Source organism: Streptococcus wuxiensis (assembly GCF_040888245.1).
GTDB classification, from domain to species: Bacteria; Bacillota; Bacilli; order Lactobacillales; family Streptococcaceae; genus Streptococcus; species Streptococcus wuxiensis.
Genome location: NZ_JBFNFE010000001.1, coordinates 111,052 through 128,607 on the forward strand (window position 1 = coordinate 111,052; position 17,556 = coordinate 128,607).

At 38.5% G+C, this 17,556-nt stretch carries 25 protein-coding genes; 15 read left to right on the forward strand and 10 right to left on the reverse strand.

The window, feature by feature from the left end; genetic code table 11:
* Positions 1 to 6 precede the first annotated feature (6 nt).
* The 8 genes from AB2B47_RS00455 to AB2B47_RS00490 all read left to right on the forward strand — a co-directional run bounded on the left by AB2B47_RS00455 (position 7) and on the right by AB2B47_RS00490 (position 7,653).
* Complete coding sequence (locus AB2B47_RS00455) at positions 7 to 831, forward strand: alpha/beta hydrolase (RefSeq protein WP_006153430.1); 825 nt, start codon at positions 7 to 9, stop codon at positions 829 to 831.
* A 21-nt stretch (positions 832 to 852) separates the two neighbouring features.
* Entirely contained in the window at positions 853 to 1,593 is a 741-nt protein-coding gene (locus AB2B47_RS00460) for an esterase family protein (RefSeq protein ID WP_006153429.1), read from the forward strand.
* Between the two features lie 12 nt (positions 1,594 to 1,605).
* The gene (locus tag AB2B47_RS00465) at positions 1,606 to 2,772 is read left to right on the forward strand and encodes an ATP-grasp domain-containing protein (RefSeq protein ID WP_006153424.1); all 1,167 of its coding nucleotides are present in this window, start codon (positions 1,606 to 1,608) and stop codon (positions 2,770 to 2,772) included.
* A gap of 158 nt (positions 2,773 to 2,930) precedes the next feature.
* A complete protein-coding gene (gla, locus tag AB2B47_RS00470; RefSeq protein ID WP_006153421.1) occupies positions 2,931 to 3,836 on the forward strand; it encodes an aquaglyceroporin Gla in 906 nt (301 codons plus the stop codon).
* Between the two features lie 163 nt (positions 3,837 to 3,999).
* Complete coding sequence (locus tag AB2B47_RS00475; RefSeq protein WP_006148789.1) at positions 4,000 to 4,533, forward strand: YutD family protein; 534 nt, start codon at positions 4,000 to 4,002, stop codon at positions 4,531 to 4,533.
* A gap of 16 nt (positions 4,534 to 4,549) precedes the next feature.
* On the forward strand, positions 4,550 to 5,635 hold the full coding sequence (rlmN, locus tag AB2B47_RS00480; RefSeq protein WP_006153426.1) for a dual-specificity RNA methyltransferase RlmN: 1,086 nt from the start codon (positions 4,550 to 4,552) through the stop codon (positions 5,633 to 5,635).
* Between the two features lies 1 nt (position 5,636).
* The gene (locus AB2B47_RS00485) at positions 5,637 to 6,110 is read left to right on the forward strand and encodes a VanZ family protein (RefSeq protein ID WP_025170416.1); all 474 of its coding nucleotides are present in this window, start codon (positions 5,637 to 5,639) and stop codon (positions 6,108 to 6,110) included.
* A gap of 1 nt (position 6,111) precedes the next feature.
* Positions 6,112 to 7,653, forward strand: a complete 1,542-nt coding sequence (locus tag AB2B47_RS00490; RefSeq protein ID WP_320693367.1) for an ABC-F family ATP-binding cassette domain-containing protein — start codon at positions 6,112 to 6,114, stop codon at positions 7,651 to 7,653.
* Between the two features lie 101 nt (positions 7,654 to 7,754).
* Here AB2B47_RS00490 and AB2B47_RS00495 read toward each other — a convergent pair whose 3' ends face one another.
* The 8 genes from AB2B47_RS00495 to AB2B47_RS00530 form a co-directional block, all read right to left on the reverse strand.
* Positions 7,755 to 9,050, reverse strand: a complete 1,296-nt coding sequence (locus AB2B47_RS00495) for a hypothetical protein (protein ID WP_320693368.1) — start codon at positions 9,048 to 9,050, stop codon at positions 7,755 to 7,757.
* Positions 9,051 to 9,161: 111 nt separating this feature from the next.
* The gene (locus AB2B47_RS00500) at positions 9,162 to 9,401 is read right to left on the reverse strand and encodes a zinc-ribbon domain-containing protein (RefSeq protein ID WP_004253050.1); all 240 of its coding nucleotides are present in this window, start codon (positions 9,399 to 9,401) and stop codon (positions 9,162 to 9,164) included.
* A gap of 27 nt (positions 9,402 to 9,428) precedes the next feature.
* Positions 9,429 to 10,235, reverse strand: a complete 807-nt coding sequence (locus AB2B47_RS00505; RefSeq protein WP_006153273.1) for a peptidylprolyl isomerase — start codon at positions 10,233 to 10,235, stop codon at positions 9,429 to 9,431.
* Between the two features lie 65 nt (positions 10,236 to 10,300).
* The gene (locus AB2B47_RS00510; protein WP_004253054.1) at positions 10,301 to 11,119 is read right to left on the reverse strand and encodes a Cof-type HAD-IIB family hydrolase; all 819 of its coding nucleotides are present in this window, start codon (positions 11,117 to 11,119) and stop codon (positions 10,301 to 10,303) included.
* Between the two features lie 13 nt (positions 11,120 to 11,132).
* Positions 11,133 to 11,876 (reverse strand): DeoR/GlpR family DNA-binding transcription regulator, encoded by a 744-nt coding sequence (locus AB2B47_RS00515; protein ID WP_004253055.1) that lies wholly within the window; start codon positions 11,874 to 11,876, stop codon positions 11,133 to 11,135.
* A gap of 112 nt (positions 11,877 to 11,988) precedes the next feature.
* Positions 11,989 to 12,198 carry a hypothetical protein gene (locus AB2B47_RS00520; protein ID WP_004253056.1) on the reverse strand — a complete coding sequence of 70 codons (210 nt, stop codon included), beginning with the start codon at positions 12,196 to 12,198 and terminating at the stop codon, positions 11,989 to 11,991.
* Between the two features lie 199 nt (positions 12,199 to 12,397).
* Complete coding sequence (locus AB2B47_RS00525) at positions 12,398 to 12,622, reverse strand: helix-turn-helix transcriptional regulator (RefSeq protein WP_049509150.1); 225 nt, start codon at positions 12,620 to 12,622, stop codon at positions 12,398 to 12,400.
* A 2-nt stretch (positions 12,623 to 12,624) separates the two neighbouring features.
* Complete coding sequence (locus AB2B47_RS00530; protein WP_320693369.1) at positions 12,625 to 13,221, reverse strand: hypothetical protein; 597 nt, start codon at positions 13,219 to 13,221, stop codon at positions 12,625 to 12,627.
* 466 nt (positions 13,222 to 13,687) lie between these two features.
* On the opposite strand from AB2B47_RS00530, the gene rpsP reads away from it, so the two are divergent.
* The 6 genes from rpsP (at position 13,688) to AB2B47_RS00560 (ending at position 16,247) form a co-directional block, all read left to right on the forward strand.
* Entirely contained in the window at positions 13,688 to 13,960 is a 273-nt protein-coding gene (rpsP, locus tag AB2B47_RS00535; RefSeq protein WP_004253064.1) for a 30S ribosomal protein S16, read from the forward strand.
* Between the two features lie 19 nt (positions 13,961 to 13,979).
* Positions 13,980 to 14,219 carry an RNA-binding protein KphA gene (kphA, locus tag AB2B47_RS00540; protein ID WP_000379617.1) on the forward strand — a complete coding sequence of 80 codons (240 nt, stop codon included), beginning with the start codon at positions 13,980 to 13,982 and terminating at the stop codon, positions 14,217 to 14,219.
* 42 nt (positions 14,220 to 14,261) lie between these two features.
* Positions 14,262 to 14,594 carry a MazG nucleotide pyrophosphohydrolase domain-containing protein gene (locus tag AB2B47_RS00545; protein WP_006153307.1) on the forward strand — a complete coding sequence of 111 codons (333 nt, stop codon included), beginning with the start codon at positions 14,262 to 14,264 and terminating at the stop codon, positions 14,592 to 14,594.
* Positions 14,595 to 14,668: 74 nt separating this feature from the next.
* Entirely contained in the window at positions 14,669 to 15,187 is a 519-nt protein-coding gene (rimM, locus tag AB2B47_RS00550; protein ID WP_006145799.1) for a ribosome maturation factor RimM, read from the forward strand.
* Positions 15,177 to 15,896: a tRNA (guanosine(37)-N1)-methyltransferase TrmD gene (gene trmD, locus AB2B47_RS00555; protein ID WP_036754201.1), complete on the forward strand. Its 720-nt coding sequence runs from the start codon at positions 15,177 to 15,179 to the stop codon at positions 15,894 to 15,896. Before rimM ends, trmD begins: the two co-directional genes overlap by 11 nt.
* Positions 15,897 to 15,908: 12 nt before the next feature.
* Positions 15,909 to 16,247 (forward strand): ATP cone domain-containing protein, encoded by a 339-nt coding sequence (locus tag AB2B47_RS00560; RefSeq protein ID WP_004253071.1) that lies wholly within the window; start codon positions 15,909 to 15,911, stop codon positions 16,245 to 16,247.
* 29 nt (positions 16,248 to 16,276) lie between these two features.
* Here AB2B47_RS00560 and AB2B47_RS00565 read toward each other — a convergent pair whose 3' ends face one another.
* Positions 16,277 to 16,597, reverse strand: coding sequence for a hypothetical protein (locus AB2B47_RS00565; protein WP_036754204.1), 321 nt, complete (start codon positions 16,595 to 16,597; stop codon positions 16,277 to 16,279).
* A gap of 92 nt (positions 16,598 to 16,689) precedes the next feature.
* Here AB2B47_RS00565 and AB2B47_RS00570 point away from each other — a divergent pair, with 92 nt between their 5' ends.
* On the forward strand, positions 16,690 to 16,905 hold the full coding sequence (locus AB2B47_RS00570) for a YdbC family protein (protein ID WP_006151239.1): 216 nt from the start codon (positions 16,690 to 16,692) through the stop codon (positions 16,903 to 16,905).
* A gap of 54 nt (positions 16,906 to 16,959) precedes the next feature.
* On the opposite strand, the gene AB2B47_RS00575 is transcribed toward AB2B47_RS00570, so the two are convergent.
* The gene (locus AB2B47_RS00575; protein ID WP_006153208.1) at positions 16,960 to 17,499 is read right to left on the reverse strand and encodes a biotin transporter BioY; all 540 of its coding nucleotides are present in this window, start codon (positions 17,497 to 17,499) and stop codon (positions 16,960 to 16,962) included.
* Positions 17,500 to 17,556 lie beyond the last annotated feature (57 nt).

The window sequence follows — 17,556 nt, forward strand, 5'->3', positions numbered from 1 at the left end:
CTGACAATGAATCAATCCTATTTTTATTTGAAAATGCGAGAGCATAAGCTGAAGGTTCCATACACAGGCAAGGAACGCCGTGTACGTGTTCTCCTCCCGAAAAACTATGAGAAAGATACGGATAGAAGTTATCCAGTCGTGTATTTCCATGATGGACAAAATGTCTTTTATAGTAAAGAATCCTATGTCGGACATTCATGGAAGATAATTCCTACCATTAAACGGAATCCAGATATCAGTCGCATGATTATCGTGGCTATTGACAATGATGGACTTGGACGGATGAACGAGTATGCAGCATGGAAATTCCAAGAGTCTAATATTCCCGGTCAGCAGTTTGGTGGGAAGGGAGTCGAGTATGCAGAATTTGTCATGGAAGTGGTTAAACCCTTTATCGATGAAAACTATCGCACAAAATCAGACCGTAAACACACTGCTATGATAGGATCTTCACTTGGTGGCAATATTACCCAGTTTATTGGCTTGGAGTATCAAGATCAGATTGGATGTTTGGGAGTTTTCTCATCAGCTAACTGGCTTCACCAAGAGGCTTTTGATCGCTATATTGAGCGTAAAAAACTTTTGCCTGACCAGCGAGTCTTTATCTATGTTGGAACGGAAGAGGCAGATGATACAGATAAGACCCTGATGGCTGGTAATATCAAGCAGGCCTATATTGATTCTTCTCTTCGTTATTATCATGATTTGATAGCAGGAGGAGTTGAGTTGGGAAATATCTCTCTCAAGGTTCAGGCTGGAGCCATTCACCATGAAGTGCCATGGTCAGAAAATCTTCCAGCTTGCCTACGCTTTTTTGCAGAAAATTGGTAATTAGTATAAAGGAGACAGGATATGCATATTGAACATCTTAGCCACTGGAGTGGTCATCTTAACCGTGAAATGTATGTCAATCGATACGGACATGGAGGCATCCCAGTTGTTGTCTTTGCTTCTTCAGGTGGTAGCCACAATGAGTACTATGATTTTGGAATGATTGATGCTTGTGCATCCTTTATTGAAGAAGGTCGCGTGCAGTTCTTTACCCTTTCAAGTGTAGATAGTGAGAGCTGGCTTGCGACTTGGAAAAATAGTCATGATCAAGCTGAGATGCACCGTGCCTATGAACGATATGTGATTGAAGAAGCTATTCCTTTTATCAAGCACAAGACAGGCTGGTTTGACGGTATGATGACAACAGGATGCTCTATGGGAGCTTACCATGCACTTAACTTTTTCCTTCAGCATCCAGATGTCTTTACCAAGGTAATTGCCCTCAGTGGTGTCTACGATGCTCGTTTCTTTGTTGGAGATTACTACAACGATGATGCTATCTATCAAAATTCACCAGTAGACTATATCTGGAATCAAAATGATGGTTGGTTTATTGATCGTTACCGTCAGGATGAGATTGTGATTTGTACTGGACTAGGTGCTTGGGAACAGGATGGCCTTCCTTCTTACTACAAGTTAAAAGAAGCCTTTGACCAAAAACAAATTCCTGCTTGGTTTGCAGAATGGGGGCACGATGTTGCCCATGACTGGGAATGGTGGCGTAAACAAATGCCATATTTCCTCGGTCATATGAGTCTATAAAAGGAGTTGCTTATGAATTATCTTGTAATTTCACCCTATTACCCACAAATTTTTCAGCAATTTAGTATTGAGCTAGCCAATAAAGGAATCACAGTTCTAGGGATTGGGCAAGAACCCTACGAACAACTAGATGAACCATTACGCAATAGCTTGACGGAGTACTTCCGAGTTGATAATCTTGAAAGTATCGATGAGGTTAAACGAGCAGTTGCCTTTCTTTTCTATAAGCATGGTCCAATTGACCGCATTGAATCACACAATGAATACTGGCTTGAGTTAGACGCTGCCCTTCGTGAACAGTTCAATGTTTTTGGTGCCAAACCAGAAGACCTCAAGAAGACTAAGTTTAAGTCTGAAATGAAGAAACTCTTCAAAAAAGCGGGAGTACCAGTCGTTCCAGGAGCTGTCATTGAAACAGAAGCAGATGTTGACAAAGCTGTGAAAGAAATCGGTCTTCCCATGATTGCAAAACCTGACAATGGAGTAGGTGCGGCAGCAACCTTCAAACTTGAAACAGAAGATGATGTAAACCACTTTAAGGCTGAATGGGACCACTCAACCGTTTATTTCTTTGAAAAATTTGTTACCTCTAGTGAAATCTGTACCTTTGATGGTTTGGTGGATAGAGATGGGAATATTGTCTTTTCAACTACCTTTGACTATGCACATACACCCCTTGATCTCATGATTTACAAGATGGACAATTCTTATTATGTTCTTAAAGATATGGATCCGAAACTTCGCAAGTATGGTGAGGCTATCGTCAAGGAATTTGGTATGAAAGAACGTTTCTTCCATATCGAGTTCTTCCGTGAGGGTGATGATTATATTGCCATTGAGTACAATAACCGTCCAGCGGGTGGCTTCACTATCGATGTCTATAATTATGCGCATTCCTTGGATTTGTACAAGGGCTATGCAGCTATCGTTGCAGGTGAAGCATTCCCAGAGTCTCCGTTTGAAACCCAGTATTGCTTAGCAACATCTCGTCGCGCCAATGCTAACTATGTTTATTCAGAAGAAGACTTGCTCGCTAAATATGGTCAGCAGTTCAAAGTAAAGAAAATTATGCCGGCAGCCTTTGCTGAATTGCAAGGAGACTATCTCTATATGCTTACGACACCAAGTCGTGAGGAAATGGAGCAGATGATTAAGGATTTTGGTCAGCGTCAAGAATAATCGAAATTAGGACTTAACAAAGGATGTTTGTTAGGTCTTTTTTGTAGACTTGAAATAAAAGCGTTTTCCCCTTGGATTCTTTTAGAAAATCTGTTGCTAAAAGGTTTAAAAATTGATAGAATAGGGATTGTCTAAAAAATAATAAGGAGAATCTATCAATGGATTTCACATGGGCAGTCAAATATGCCACTGAATTTTTGGGAACAGCTATCTTGATTATCTTGGGTAATGGTGCAGTTGCCAACGTTGAACTTAAAGGTACGAAAGGCCACCAAAGTGGCTGGCTCGTTATCGCTGTTGGTTACGGTATGGGGGTTATGATCCCAGCTTTGATGTTTGGTAACGTTTCTGGTAACCATATCAACCCAGCCTTCACTCTTGGACTTGCAGTTAGCGGTCTCTTCCCTTGGTCACAAGTAGCCCAATACATCATCGCGCAAGTTTTGGGAGCAATCTTCGGACAAGCCTTGGTTGTTGCGACTCACCGTCCCTACTACTTGAAGACAGAAAATCCAAATAACATCTTGGGAACTTTCTCAACAATTTCAAGTATCGACCACGGTACAAAAGAATCACGTTATGCAGCAACTGTGAACGGATTTATCAATGAGTTTATTGGATCATTTGTTCTTTTCTTTGCAGCACTTGGTTTAACAAAGAACTTCTTTGGTGCTGAGTTAGTTACAAAAGCTCAAGCGTTGATTAATGAACAAGTGGCACAAGCGACTGCACAAGGTCAAACAATTCCTCAAGAACAAGTCGCTGCAGCCCTTGAACAAGCAAAAACTCAAGTAGCTCCATTCTTGTCACCAGGTCTTGGAATTGCACACTTGGCACTTGGTTTCCTAGTAATGGCATTGGTTACATCACTTGGTGGACCTACAGGACCAGGTTTGAACCCAGCTCGTGACTTTGGACCACGTCTTCTTCACGCAGTACTTCCTAAATCAATCCTTGGTGAACACAAGGGTGATTCAAAATGGTGGTATGCTTGGGTACCAGTAGTTGCACCGATTGCTGCTGCTATTGCCGCTGTAGCACTTTTCAAGTTACTTTACCTATAATATTTAAAAACTGGGTTTTCCCAGTTTTTTCTTTTTAGTACAGTTGTGTCTTATAAAATTAAAGGGTGAAATCGTCAGACTTTTTTCATTTTAAATCAAAAGATGTAAATATGGCAAAAATATGGTAAAATAGAGTATTAAGTAAACGTTAAAAAGGAATATTATGCGTAAAGAAATTGCACCTGAATTATACAATTACAATAAATTCCCTGGTCCAGAATTTCATCTATCTGGAGATAAAGTCGAGGCTGAAGGTTTTACCTTCAACTTGGTTGAAAATAGTAAGGAAGCCTTTGATGCAACAGCTTTTACTCAACGCTTTTCGGAAGTTTTAAACAAGTATGATTATATTGTAGGAGACTGGAGCAATGAGCAGTTGCGTTTGCGAGGATTCTACAAGAATGAGCGAGCTGAAGAATCTCTCGAGAAAATCAGTCGTTTACAAGATTATCTACTCGAGTATTGTAGCTATGGATGTGCCTACTTTGTCTTAGAAAATGAGACTCCTAAACGAGCACCATTTGACCAAAAAATGCGCAAGAAAGAAGAAGAGAAAGACAACCGTAAAGGGAAAAAGTCTTCTCAAAATAAGAAAAGAAATCATACGGACAAGAGAAATAGACGTCGTCGTAAAGAGCAGAAACCACAGAATGAAGAAAAGGGACAACGTCATTTCGTCATCCGTAAGAAAGACTAGAAAATAAGGAGAAAAGATGAAACCGTCGATTTATAGTTTAACACGCCAAGGTATGCAAGAATGGGTCTTAGAGCAAGGAGAAAAGAAATTCCGAGCGGATCAAATCTGGGAATGGCTTTACCGTAAACGTGTTCAGACATTTGAAGAAATGACTAACTTGTCTAAGGATTTGATTGCCAAACTCAACGAGCAGTTTGTAGTCAATCCCTTGAAACAACGTATTGTTCAAGAGTCAGCCGATGGTACTGTGAAGTACCTCTTTGAGTTACCAGATGGTATGCTGATTGAGACTGTGCTTATGCGTCAACACTACGGTTTATCAGTCTGTGTAACAACTCAAGTAGGATGCAATATCGGTTGTACCTTCTGTGCATCAGGTTTGATCAAGAAGCAACGTGACCTCAATAACGGGGAAATCGTTGCGCAGATTATGTTAGTTCAAAAATATTTTGACGAACGTGGACAAGATGAACGTGTTAGCCATATCGTTGTTATGGGGATTGGAGAACCATTTGATAACTACAATAATGTTTTGAACTTTATCCGTACCATCAATGATGACAAGGGGATGGCTATCGGTGCTCGCCATATCACTGTATCAACTTCTGGTTTGGCTCACAAGATTCGTGAGTTTGCCAATGAAGGAGTACAGGTTAACCTTGCTGTTTCTCTTCATGCGCCAAACAATGAACTGCGTTCAAGCATCATGAAGATTAATCGTGCCTTTCCGATTGAAAAACTTTTTGCAGCTATCGAGTATTACATCGAGACAACCAATCGCCGTGTGACTTTTGAGTATATCATGCTCAATGAAGTCAATGACGGAGTTGAACAAGCACTTGAGTTGGCAGAATTGCTGAAGAACATTAAGAAATTGTCATATGTCAACTTGATTCCTTATAACCCAGTTAGTGAGCACGACCAATATAGCCGTAGCCCTAAAGAGCGCGTGATGGCTTTCTATGATACACTAAAGAAAAAAGGAATCAACTGTGTTGTTCGTCAAGAACACGGTACAGATATCGATGCCGCATGCGGACAATTGCGTTCAAATACCATGAAACGTGATCGCCAAAAAGCAGTAGCTGAAGTAAATCCATAAGATGAATCGAAAAACATTACTAAGCCTGGGAATCGTGTTATACAGTCTTTGTATCGTCTGTTTTTGTTTTACTCCCCAGCCTCAACTTCCTACAGGAGTGGAAACTCCAGGTATTCAAACTTTTGGACGCCTGGTTTTTCTTTTGACGCCTTTTAACTCCCTTTGGAATCTGGGAGAAGTAACCAGCCCTATACAACTGTTTTGGACTTTTTTGCAAAACGCTCTAAATATCCTCTTGCTCTTCCCGTTGATTTTCCAACTTCTCTATCTTATACCTGCACTAAGAAAAACGAAGAGAGTGATTTTGTTTAGCTTTTTATTGAGCTTAAGCATCGAGTGCACACAGCTAGTTTTAGACTTTTTCTTTGATTTTAACCGGGTATTTGAGATTGATGATTTATGGACCAATACTTTGGGTGGCTACCTGGCTTGGGTCCTTTATAAACTACTACATAGAAACAAGATAAGGAATTAGAATGAGTATCTTAGAAGTTAAAAATTTAAGTCACGGTTTTGGTGACCGTGCGATTTTTGAAGACGTATCCTTCCGTCTCCTCAAAGGTGAACACATCGGACTAGTTGGTGCTAATGGTGAAGGGAAATCAACCTTCATGAGCATCGTGACTGGTAAGTTGGTACCTGATGAAGGTAAGGTGGAATGGTCTAAATATGTGACAGCAGGCTACCTTGACCAGCACGCTGTGTTAAAAGAAGGTCAAACTGTGCGTGATGTTTTGCGTACAGCCTTTGACGAATTATTCAAAGCCGAAGCTCGGATTAATGACCTTTATATGGAAATGGCAGAAGAGGGCGCTGATATTGAAGCCCTAATGGAAGAAGTCGGCGAACTTCAGGACCGTTTGGAAAGTCGTGACTTCTATACCTTGGATGCTAAGATTGACGAAGTCGCGCGTGCTCTTGGTGTCATGGATTATGGTATGGATACGGACGTAACAGCCTTGTCAGGTGGACAAAGAACCAAGGTACTTTTAGCCAAACTCCTCCTTGAAAAGCCAGATATCTTGCTTCTGGACGAGCCGACCAACTATCTCGATGCCGAACATATTGACTGGCTCAAGCGTTATCTTCAGAACTATGAGAATGCCTTTGTCCTCATTTCGCACGATATTCCTTTCCTCAACGATGTAATCAATATCGTCTATCACGTTGAAAATCAACAGTTGACACGCTATTCAGGCGATTACTACCAGTTCCAAGAAGTCTATGACATGAAGAAATCGCAACTGGAAGCAGCCTATGAGCGTCAACAGAAAGAAATTGCGGATCTCAAGGATTTCGTGGCTCGTAATAAAGCTCGTGTCGCAACTCGAAATATGGCCATGTCTCGCCAGAAGAAATTGGACAAGATGGACATTATCGAGCTTCAAAGTGAGAAACCAAAGCCGTCCTTTGATTTCAAAACAGCTCGTACACCTGGTCGCTTTATTTTCCAAGCCAAGGACTTGCAGATTGGATATGACCGTCCTCTTACTAAACCCTTAAACCTCACCTTTGAGCGCAATCAAAAGGTTGCCATTATCGGTGCCAATGGTATCGGGAAAACAACCCTCTTGAAATCTCTTTTGGGAATTATTCCACCAATTGCTGGGGAGGTTGAACGTGGGGACTACCTAGAACTCGGCTACTTTGAACAGGAAGTGGAAGGTGGCAATCGCCAAACACCTTTAGAAGCAGTTTGGAATGCCTTTCCAGCCCTTAATCAAGCAGAAGTTCGTGCAGCCCTTGCCCGTTGTGGTTTGACGACTAAACACATCGAAAGTCAAATTCAAGTTCTATCAGGTGGAGAGCAAGCCAAGGTTCGTTTCTGTCTCTTGATGAACCGTGAGAACAATGTCCTTGTTCTAGATGAGCCTACCAACCACTTGGATGTGGATGCCAAGGACGAACTCAAACGTGCTCTGAAAGAATACAAGGGTTCTATCCTTATGGTTTGCCACGAACCTGACTTCTATGAAGGATGGATGGATCAAATCTGGGATTTTAATGAGCTAACATAAATAGTCATAAAAAAGCCAAGTCTATTTGACTTGGCTTTTTTACGAGGGTTGCAACTAGTAGAAGTAGTACTGCTACCTCCCAGTTTTTGTATCAAAAATAACTAATTGGTTTGATTTCCCACGATTACATCCTCTTCAAAGTGTCCAACACCATCTTCAACAACAAATGGGCAAGTAACTTTCTTTTTTATTCCATTTTCATCATAGGAACAACTGATGTTATAGATTCCATCGGAAAATGAATTTTTTGGTAAAGATAAGACTCTTTCCTTAAAGGCGTTCACGGGACTAGCATTTTCTGCCTTTATATTCGAAAGGTCACAATCAAAATCGAGAGTAAGACCTTTGTTTTTCATGAGATCTTTTGTTGTGATATTATAAAAGCCAGCTGCGTCAGAATCTCCTTTTTCTCGATTGCTGACAGCCTGCGCCATAATTGCCACATAGTAGTTTTCTATTGGATATTTTCCAAATTTAAAACTAGAAGTTATTGGTGTCGCAAAGAGTTTATCTATTTTTTCAGCAGTAGCATTTTTGATACTGTCTTCTTCTTGTTGGAAATTCGGCCTTTCTTTGTATACATCTAGTAAGAAACTGAATTCATCTTGTTTGACAGTGTGAAACAGTGCCTTTTCTTTATCATTAAGAAGTGTTTCAAGATCTGTTCCTGAAAGAAGAAAGAAATTTGATAAATGTTCTCCACTTCTTCCTTGAATTTTTGCGGTAGTAGTTTCTTTTAAAATAGTTCCATCGGATAAATTTTCTGTATATGTCAGCTTGTAGGCTGTTCCATAAAATGCTTCAATCTCTCTGTGTTTATCAACTACTTCAACCTTTCCTTTAAGCCCAAGTGATTGAAATTCTTCAGCGAAAGAAGGAGTAGTGTGTTTAGTAGTGTGTTTAATTGATGGAGAAGTGATTGTAACTAGAGCTATGATAGTGAGAAAAATGATCATCCCCCCAAAGATAAAACCAACTATGGTAGCATTATCTTTTTCTTGCCCTAGCTTTATTGTCTGATAAATAGCAATCATGATAATGATAGAGTATACAATACTGGCGCAAACCAGTACGGGATAATTATCAATGTAATTAAGTGGAGCTCCCTTGAAACCTATTATTTGCATGAAAAATCCAATTGTAGCTAGGACTAACTGTATTTTAGAAGATTTTTGAATAAACGCATTATCTTCAAAGGAGGCTTTTAATTTTGAAATATCTCTAAACATAAAAATATTTCCTAGCACTATTCCAGCATATGATGCGAAAAATGCTGGCCACAAGATTATAAAAGCAAAACCTCCAGAATCATAAGTAATCGAATAAACAACATTAAAGACTAAATATGTTGGCAAGAGTAAACCAAGTCGGAATAGGTTTATTTTATAAGGTTTCATAGAAAAACCTCCTCGTTACTATTGACTAAATTATATCATATTTGAAACAAAAAAGAGAACGTTTACATAAAAGTGTAAATAAAAAAGATAGGCCGAATGACCTATCTTTTTTTAATAGTTTAAATATTGTTCAATTTCGGATTTTTGGATTTCTTTACCGTAGTGACAAATCGGGCAAGAAACGAAATAAGTTTTTCCGTAAGGAAAGAGAGGAATCCAATAAAGAGTGAACTTGCGTCCATATTCCGTAATTTCCCAAGTATCAACATTGTTACAATGGCCACATTCGATAGTAGTCTGTGTATGTCCCAACACTTTTTGGTAACCTTTTGACCCCCAAAATAGAATCATTTTTTCATCTCCTTATAATTAATGATGTTATTGTTTACTGAAATCGTAGTCTTTAACAATTTCGATACTATCGATAGTGATAGCAGTAGTTGGTTTGTCTTTTTCGTCTTTTTCAGCCTTGGCAATTTTATCTACTACGTCCATCCCATCGATCACTTGTCCAAAGACGGGGTGTTTCCCATCAAGAGTTGGATTTCCACCTTCTTTGTAGGCTTCGATAATTTTCTTAGGATAGCTACTTGTAGGAAGTTTAGATGAATAGTCTGTTGTACTTTGGTTGATGAAGAACTGGCTACCATTTGAGCTTGGTTGACCAGTATTGGCCATAGATAGGGAACCGCGGATATTATAGAGGTATGGAGAAATTTCATTTTTGAAACCTGTTCCCTTGTCCTTGGTTTTGTCCTTATCATGCCAGATAGATTCACCACCTGTTCCATCTCCCTTAGGATCCCCAGTTTGTACCATAAAGCCGTCAATTACACGGTGGAAAGTCACACCATTGTAGTAACCTTCTTTAGCATGAGTAAGGAAGTTTTCAACTGCAAGAGGGGCTATCTTTGGAAAAAGTTTGATACGAATATCACCCAGACTTGTGTGAATGATAGCTTCAGCTTCGTCTTCAGCTACTTCCTTAGAAAGTTGAGGGAAGTTAGCATTTTCGTTTGTTAAGGCGTCTTTCAAATCTTTTTCTGCTTGGGCAGCAGCTTTCGAACTCTCTTCAGCAGCAATTTTAGAATCCACGTAATCATCACCACGAAGTGCACGTTGGATGCTTGTGCATCCACCAAGAGCAAAAGTTGAAATGAGTAGTAGTGTAGCTAATTTTTTCATATTAGTCCTTTCAAAAATCATTTTTACTATTGTACCGTAAAAGAAAGGGGATTTCAAATTTTCAATTAAGAATATTTATCTAACACATGTAACTTTATAGCTTTACTTACTCCATTTTGTTCATTAGAGTCAGTAACTGCTTTTGCACAAGTTTTGACATCTCTAGGAGCATTCCCCATGGCTATACCTAGCCCTGCGGTTTCAATCATGGGAATATCATTATAATTGTCACCGAGAGTCATAATTGAGGTAAGGGGAAGTTGATAGTAATTTGCTAATTCTAACAGAGCTTGTTTTTTGGATACTTGATTATGTGTAACTTCTAGATAGTTATCTTTAGAGAGATAGAAGTCGGTTTGAGGGAAATCTATTGAGGATAAGGTTTTTTGAAGTTTCTGTATGGTATCCGTATTATCTATCAGCAAAAGTTTATGAACAAGAGTTTTCTCGTCTCTTATAAAATCTGCTAAAGATGTAACTTTTGGACTTTCTCCAGTAATAGTTGCTTCGATTTCTACCCATTCATCAATAGTATTCACAAGCCAATCTTTTCCAGAATAAACATTTATAGAAACTGTCGGGAATTCTTTTTTCAAAAAGTCATGAAGTAAGAGCAATTCGCTTTTATCAATAGAATACTGACTTAGGATTTTATCTCCTAAACTGATGAGTGCTCCATTATAGCAGGCAATAGGACAGTCGGTGATGCCAAGTTCTTTAGAAATTGGAGCTATACCGAGAGGAGATCTAGCAGAAGCTAGAACAAAAGGAATATTACATTGTTTTAAAAGTGGCATCAGTTCTATCAAATAAGAATCTAATTGGTGATTTTTATCCAAAATAGTGCCGTCAATATCACTCATAATTAATTTAATTCTTGACATATTTTGCTCCTTTTTAAAATAGTATTGTTGTTCTACCATCTAAAGATTCTTGTATTTCTACATCAGGCTCTTTATCTGTAATCCAGTAATCAAAATCAGCTAGTTCAGAAAGTATAAAATGAGAGTGTTTGTTTATCTTTCCTGTTTCAGCTAACAAGACGCGAATTTTACTAGTTTTAAATGCTCTTTTTTTCATGAGAACATCTTCTTGATCCTCAAAACTAACTTGTCCGTCCGAAAGACTAGCAGCGCCAAAAAATGCTACATCAAATCTAATTCCCTCTAAAGTATTGGATTCTTCTAGTGAATAATAAAAACGATTCTGTCTATGAAATTTTCCACCGAGAATATGAAAATCGACATTTTCATTATTTCCTAAGATAAGTGCGTTATCTAATGAATGACTGAAAATAGTAACTTTTTTATCTATAATTTTTGCTAACTCAAGTATAGTGGTTGAAACATCAAAGAATATCAGTTGTGAATCAGAAATGAGTTGGGTAGCTAAATGAGCAATTTTCTCTTTTTCTTTAGAAGATTGTTCTGCTCTACCTTGAAAATCAAGAATCCTTTGCTTTTGAATTGGCAATAAACCTCCATGAGTTCTTCTTGCTCGTTTTTCCTTTGCGAGAATTGAAAAATCTCTACGGATGGTATCTTTGGAAACATGGAAATGGTCAACCATTTCTTTTGCTGACAGACTTCCTCTATCCTCTAAAAGTTTTATGATTTCTTCTAATCGTTGTTCTTGGTACATAGGAATTCCTCCTTTTTTTAATACTATACTCTTTTTATAAGCATTTGTCAATAATTGTAATGATTTGTAAGTGTTTTAAAAAATTACAAAAAAATCAACCAGCTTTGGTTGATTAAAGATTCTTTTTAGGATGGAGGTCAATGATTACTTGATGGTCTTTGAGAGCTTGTTCACCTTTTGGAGTTAGTTTATAGCCACGAATCGAAAAGCGGTTAGCTAATTCTTCTTCTGAAAAATGATCATGAAGTGCTTGATTCAATTCGGTGGCCTTCATCTTGGAGAGTCCAGTAACACCCTTCTTTTTAAGGATACTCTTTTTCATAGTAGCATTTAGATGGTAAAGCGAGTCAAAGGCGGTTTCGATAATAGCATATCCTTTTTCAACAAGCGTATCTAAATGTTTTGGGATATCAATGCCATAAGAATTACTATATTTTAAAAGAGCACATTTTCAAAGGATTTTTTCTTTTGGCTTCAATTCCTAATTAATCAATGAACTTAATACTAGGTCTCGAAAAGAATTATGCTTCCTCTTTCTGTCTGAGTTCAAAGAGGTCTTCTACTTTCAAATCAAAAACTTGAGCAATTTTAAGAGCCATTTCCAGCGAAGGATTGTAACGATTATTTTCTAAGTGAAGAATTGTCTCGCGTCGCATGCCGATGAGGTCGGCTAACTCCTGCTGGGTCATGCCTGTGGACTCACGAATTGATTTGAGATTAGTAATAATCTTGCTTTCTTTGGCCATGCTTATCCTCTCCGTTCCAAGATAAAATAGACAACCGCAAAGATGAAAATCAAGGCAGCTATGCTAATAAAGATCTGGCCCATGTAAAGAGTGAGGGACCCCATATACCCAATGATAACTGCTAGGATTATCAGTGCGCCTAGTATAAAAACAAACATCAAGCTAGCTGCCTTGCCTAAATTAGCATAAAAGCGTTCGTCTGGAGTTTCCTTGACATTTTTCAAACAGAAAAAACCAAATACAATAACTTCAATAACGAGGCCAATTCCCAAAATCCATTCTTTAATACCAGAACTTTCGCTTGGGGTCGCAACCCAAATCCCTACTGTATAAAAAATGCTTGCTGCAAACAAAAGTACCGTGTAAAGCTTAGCAGACAAGTCAAAAATAGTCTTCCCCTTACCTTTCTGAATCTTATGAGGCCGTGGTTTCATATGTAGCCAACTCCAAATAGCTATAATTTGACCTAACACTGAAATACCAGTAATAACTAACTTGGGTCCCCAACTAAGATTAGAACCAAATAAAACAATAAAATCAATAAAGAGAGCTACGGCAATCATTGCAATGAGGCCACGCATTTTTTGACTTTTTTTCATGATAGACTCCTTTTTTGTGTTATAAATATATCACACTTAAATTTATGTTATAAATATATCACACTTAAATTTAGAAAGCAAGAATTTATGTGTCAATGTGGCAATTATTTGAAAAATTTTTCAATTAAAGACCTCGCTAGTCAAACAACTAAAGAATTCTTTGAAGCAATGTTTGGATAGTTTCGTTAATAGTATTTGATGATAAAGAATTTTTGGAAAATCTAGATACTGTATGAATCTCTGCTTTTTTCTTAGACTGTTATAAAGTCTGTCAGAATAAGCTTAGTAGGTGTAGAAGTTAATTTTCTCTTTCTAATTTAGCCCTATTAGTCTAAAAAATTTAAAAATTTTAAACTCTGTCAAGTTTTTTTCTTGACACCATCCAGAAATCTGCTATAATAGAACATGTGCTAAATAGCTTAGCTATTTCACCGAACTAAAAAATAAAAGAAAAGAGATATTAAAAATGGCAGTTAAAATTCGTTTGACTCGTATGGGTTCTAAGAAAAAACCTTTCTACCGTATTAACGTAGCAGATTCACGTTCACCACGTGACGGACGTTTCATCGAAACAGTTGGAACATACAACCCACTTGTTGAAGAAAACCAAGTAACTTTGAAAGAAGATCGTATTCTTGCATGGTTGGCTGATGGAGCTCAACCTTCAGATACAGTTCGCAACATCCTTTCAAAAGAAGGCGTATTGAAGAAATTCCACGATTCTAAATTCTCAAAATAAGTTTAAAGTAGGTTGACAGATGGATACGATTGAAAATCTCATTATTGCAATTGTGAAACCTTTGATTTCACAACCAGATGCCTTAACTATCAAGATTGAAGATACACCAGAATTTTTGGAGTATCATTTGGATCTTGACCAAAGCGATGTGGGTCGTGTAATCGGTCGTAAGGGTCGCACTATTTCTGCGATAAGAACGATTGTCTACTCTGTCCCAACTGAAGACAAAAAAGTAAGAATCGTTATTGACGAAAAATAAGAAAAGCGGGACATGGTCTCGCTTTTTTTGCAAGGAGAAGGAATGAGAGATTTAACAGTTAGACAACTAGAGGAATACTTACTTGACCATTATCAACAATCTAGGACAGAAGAAGGACTCTTTATAAAACTAGTTGAAGAAGTTGGAGAAGTCGCTGAGGTTTTAAATGGACGTTCCGGTAGAAAAGAGGGTGTCCAAGATTCAAACGAGGAATTGGCAAAGGAGTTGGCAGATATCATTCACTATACAGTGGCAATTGTAGCTATCAACGATATTGACCTAACGAAGACCATTTTTGAAAAAGACAAAAAGGCAGCCATCAAGTATCAGCATGTACAGGATTTGGAAAGCTTTTTAGATAAAAACCTTCCATAGTTCCCCTTTTCTCCAACTTGAGAAAATCCCTGTAACATGATAAAATAAAGGAAGAAACAGATACAGGAGATCAAATGAACTATTTTAACGTTGGGAAAATTGTCAATACTCAGGGCTTGCAGGGTGAGATGCGAGTCTTGTCAGTGACAGATTTTACTGAAGAACGCTTTAAAAAAGGGGCAGAACTTGCCTTATTTGATGAAAAAGATCAATTTGTGCGAACAGTGGTTATCGCTAGCCATCGTAAGCACAAAAACTTCGATATCATCAAGTTCAAGGATATGTACCATATCAATGACATCGAAAAATACAAGGGTTACAGTCTAAAGGTTGCTGAGGAAAATCTCAATGATCTTGATGATGGTGAGTTTTACTACCACGAGATTATCGGCTTAGAGGTCTACGAGGGTGATAACTTGATTGGAACCATCAAGGAAATCCTTCAGCCAGGTGCCAATGATGTCTGGGTTGTTAAACGTAAAGGCAAACGTGACTTGCTCTTGCCCTATATTCCGCCTGTTGTCCTTAATGTAGATATTCCTAATAACCGTGTGGATGTTGAACTCTTAGAAGGGTTAGACGATGAAGATTGATATTTTAACCCTCTTTCCAGAAATGTTCACACCCTTAGAACATTCTATCGTTGGAAAGGCTCGTGAAAAAGGACTCTTAGATATCCAGTATCATAATTTTCGTGACTACGCTGAAAAGGCTCGTCATGTTGACGATGAACCTTACGGTGGTGGTCAAGGGATGTTGCTAAGAGCGCAGCCCATCTTTGATGCCTTTGATGCCATTGAAAAAAAGAATCCGCGCGTGATTCTATTGGATCCAGCCGGTAAGCAGTTTGACCAAGCCTATGCGGAAGATTTAGCTCAAGAAGAGGAACTCATCTTTATCTGTGGGCACTACGAAGGTTATGATGAACGGATTAAGACCTTGGTAACAGATGAGATATCTCTTGGAGATTATGTCTTGACCGGTGGAGAACTAGCTGCAATGACCATGATTGATGCGACGGTTCGCTTAATTCCAGAAGTTATCGGGAAGGAAGCAAGTCACCAGGATGATAGCTTTTCATCAGGTCTCTTGGAATATCCTCAATACACGCGGCCTTACGATTTTCGTGGGATGTTAGTTCCGGATGTGCTCATGAGTGGACACCATGAAAATATACGTCAATGGCGACTCTATGAGAGCCTCAAGAAAACCTACCAACGTAGACCTGATTTGCTGGAAGAGTATGAACTGACAGCAGAAGAAGAGAAAATGTTAGCAGAAATTAAAGAAAATAACAATTAAAAGGAGAAACCTATGCAAGTAATTAAACGTGATGGACAAGTCGCTGATTTTGATCCAGATAAAATCTACCAAGCTATCCTTAAGGCAGCTCAAACAGTCTATGTATTGACGGACGATTTGCGTCAAAATCTAGCTCAAGTTACAAAAAAAGTTGTTTTGGATTTAGAAGAAGCAAAAGTAGAACGTGCGACTATCAGTATGATTCAATCAATGGTTGAGCACCGCTTACTTGGTGCTGGCTACATTACAATCGCAGAACACTATATCTCTTACCGTTTGCAACGTGATTTGGAGAGAAGTGGTTACGGCGACCACATCGCTGTTCACCTTCATTTTGAACAAATTCGTTAATAGAAAAAGAGTGAGATGATAAAAGCATCTCACTCTTTCTTAAATCTTCTTTTTTGGGCCGTTTGGATAGTAGAAGGAACGAAAGTTACTCTTCGAATATCCGACACTCGAATAATACGGCTAACGTTTTTGGCGAAATTTTTAACAATAATTTGTTGGCGGTCAGTATCATACTTGATAATATCACCTGTAAAACTCGTTTCCGCAAAGATGATATGTACAGCCTTTTTTTTGGCTAGGGCTTCTTCAAGTCTAGCAATGAGGGGATCGCTTTTCTCAGGAATGGAATCTTCATGACCATTCACAAAATCATGGACTTTTTGTAAAGCTTGTTTCAAGAAATCTTTCATTCCGGCCTCCCTTCTTTACATCATTATATAAAAATTTTATGAAATCTACAAGATTTTTCGAATAATCAATTGAGAACAAAAAGGAGAAGGACATGGCAGAATTTACTTTTGAAATTGAAGAACACTTACTCACTTTATCTGAAAACGATAAAGGATGGACCAAGGAAATCAATCGTGTCAGCTTTAATGGAGCTCCAGCAAAGTTTGACATTCGTAGCTGGAGTCCTGATCACACAAAGATGGGGAAAGGAATCACGCTCTCAAACGAGGAGTTCCAAGTGATGGTAGATGCCTTCAAGAATCAATAAGCGTTCATGCAAACATAAATGAAAAGAGGAAGGGAAAAAATTCCGACCTCTTTTTTATTTTTGTGAAAAGTAAGGTTGGCTACTAAGGCGTTGAAGGAGTGGTCGTCCGATAAAACTGATGGCAATAATTTTTGCAAGATCAGGAATGATGAAGGGAATGACGCCGACAGCGAGAGCCTTGTCAATAGGCATACCAGCAAGGAAGTGGAGGCTGAGGATACCACCGACAAAAACAAGTGAATCACCCAAGAGATTGGCTAGGAAGATACGTACAACACCACTATTTGTGTGTGTTAGATAAGATGCAAGTCCTGCATAGACTAGGTCAAACCAAAGATAACCAGCGCTTGGTCCAACTAAAACATGGAAACCAGCTCCACCGCTAGCAAAAACGGGAAGTCCAATAGCACCAAGCAAAAGATAAAGTCCTACAGAGAGAACAGCTTCCCTTGGTCTAAAAACAGTAGCAATGAGCCCGATTGCAAAGTTTTGCAGAGTAAATGGAACAGGTCCAATTGGAATGCTAATTTGGGCTAATACTGCAATCAGTGCAGCCCCGATAGCTGGGATAGCGTAAATGTGTGCTTTTTTCAAAATAGTTAACCTCTTCTATAAATTATAGTAACTATTATACTGGATGAGATAAAATTG

Excerpts from the sequence above, each read along its gene's own strand:
- AB2B47_RS00455 (WP_006153430.1), top strand. The coding sequence starts at position 7 with ATGAATCAATCCTATTTTTATTTGAAAATGCGAGAGCATAAGCTGAAG.
- AB2B47_RS00460 (WP_006153429.1), top strand. The coding sequence starts at position 853 with ATGCATATTGAACATCTTAGCCACTGGAGTGGTCATCTTAACCGTGAA.
- AB2B47_RS00465 (WP_006153424.1), top strand. The coding sequence starts at position 1,606 with ATGAATTATCTTGTAATTTCACCCTATTACCCACAAATTTTTCAGCAA.
- gla (WP_006153421.1), top strand. The coding sequence starts at position 2,931 with ATGGATTTCACATGGGCAGTCAAATATGCCACTGAATTTTTGGGAACA.
- AB2B47_RS00475 (WP_006148789.1), top strand. The coding sequence starts at position 4,000 with ATGCGTAAAGAAATTGCACCTGAATTATACAATTACAATAAATTCCCT.
- rlmN (WP_006153426.1), top strand. The coding sequence starts at position 4,550 with ATGAAACCGTCGATTTATAGTTTAACACGCCAAGGTATGCAAGAATGG.
- AB2B47_RS00485 (WP_025170416.1), top strand. The coding sequence starts at position 5,637 with ATGAATCGAAAAACATTACTAAGCCTGGGAATCGTGTTATACAGTCTT.
- AB2B47_RS00490 (WP_320693367.1), top strand. The coding sequence starts at position 6,112 with ATGAGTATCTTAGAAGTTAAAAATTTAAGTCACGGTTTTGGTGACCGT.
- AB2B47_RS00495 (WP_320693368.1), bottom strand. The coding sequence starts at position 9,050 with ATGAAACCTTATAAAATAAACCTATTCCGACTTGGTTTACTCTTGCCA.
- AB2B47_RS00500 (WP_004253050.1), bottom strand. The coding sequence starts at position 9,401 with ATGATTCTATTTTGGGGGTCAAAAGGTTACCAAAAAGTGTTGGGACAT.
- AB2B47_RS00505 (WP_006153273.1), bottom strand. The coding sequence starts at position 10,235 with ATGAAAAAATTAGCTACACTACTACTCATTTCAACTTTTGCTCTTGGT.
- AB2B47_RS00510 (WP_004253054.1), bottom strand. The coding sequence starts at position 11,119 with ATGTCAAGAATTAAATTAATTATGAGTGATATTGACGGCACTATTTTG.
- AB2B47_RS00515 (WP_004253055.1), bottom strand. The coding sequence starts at position 11,876 with ATGTACCAAGAACAACGATTAGAAGAAATCATAAAACTTTTAGAGGAT.
- AB2B47_RS00520 (WP_004253056.1), bottom strand. The coding sequence starts at position 12,198 with ATGAAAAAGAGTATCCTTAAAAAGAAGGGTGTTACTGGACTCTCCAAG.
- AB2B47_RS00525 (WP_049509150.1), bottom strand. The coding sequence starts at position 12,622 with ATGGCCAAAGAAAGCAAGATTATTACTAATCTCAAATCAATTCGTGAG.
- AB2B47_RS00530 (WP_320693369.1), bottom strand. The coding sequence starts at position 13,221 with ATGAAAAAAAGTCAAAAAATGCGTGGCCTCATTGCAATGATTGCCGTA.
- rpsP (WP_004253064.1), top strand. The coding sequence starts at position 13,688 with ATGGCAGTTAAAATTCGTTTGACTCGTATGGGTTCTAAGAAAAAACCT.
- kphA (WP_000379617.1), top strand. The coding sequence starts at position 13,980 with ATGGATACGATTGAAAATCTCATTATTGCAATTGTGAAACCTTTGATT.
- AB2B47_RS00545 (WP_006153307.1), top strand. The coding sequence starts at position 14,262 with ATGAGAGATTTAACAGTTAGACAACTAGAGGAATACTTACTTGACCAT.
- rimM (WP_006145799.1), top strand. The coding sequence starts at position 14,669 with ATGAACTATTTTAACGTTGGGAAAATTGTCAATACTCAGGGCTTGCAG.
- trmD (WP_036754201.1), top strand. The coding sequence starts at position 15,177 with ATGAAGATTGATATTTTAACCCTCTTTCCAGAAATGTTCACACCCTTA.
- AB2B47_RS00560 (WP_004253071.1), top strand. The coding sequence starts at position 15,909 with ATGCAAGTAATTAAACGTGATGGACAAGTCGCTGATTTTGATCCAGAT.
- AB2B47_RS00565 (WP_036754204.1), bottom strand. The coding sequence starts at position 16,597 with ATGAAAGATTTCTTGAAACAAGCTTTACAAAAAGTCCATGATTTTGTG.
- AB2B47_RS00570 (WP_006151239.1), top strand. The coding sequence starts at position 16,690 with ATGGCAGAATTTACTTTTGAAATTGAAGAACACTTACTCACTTTATCT.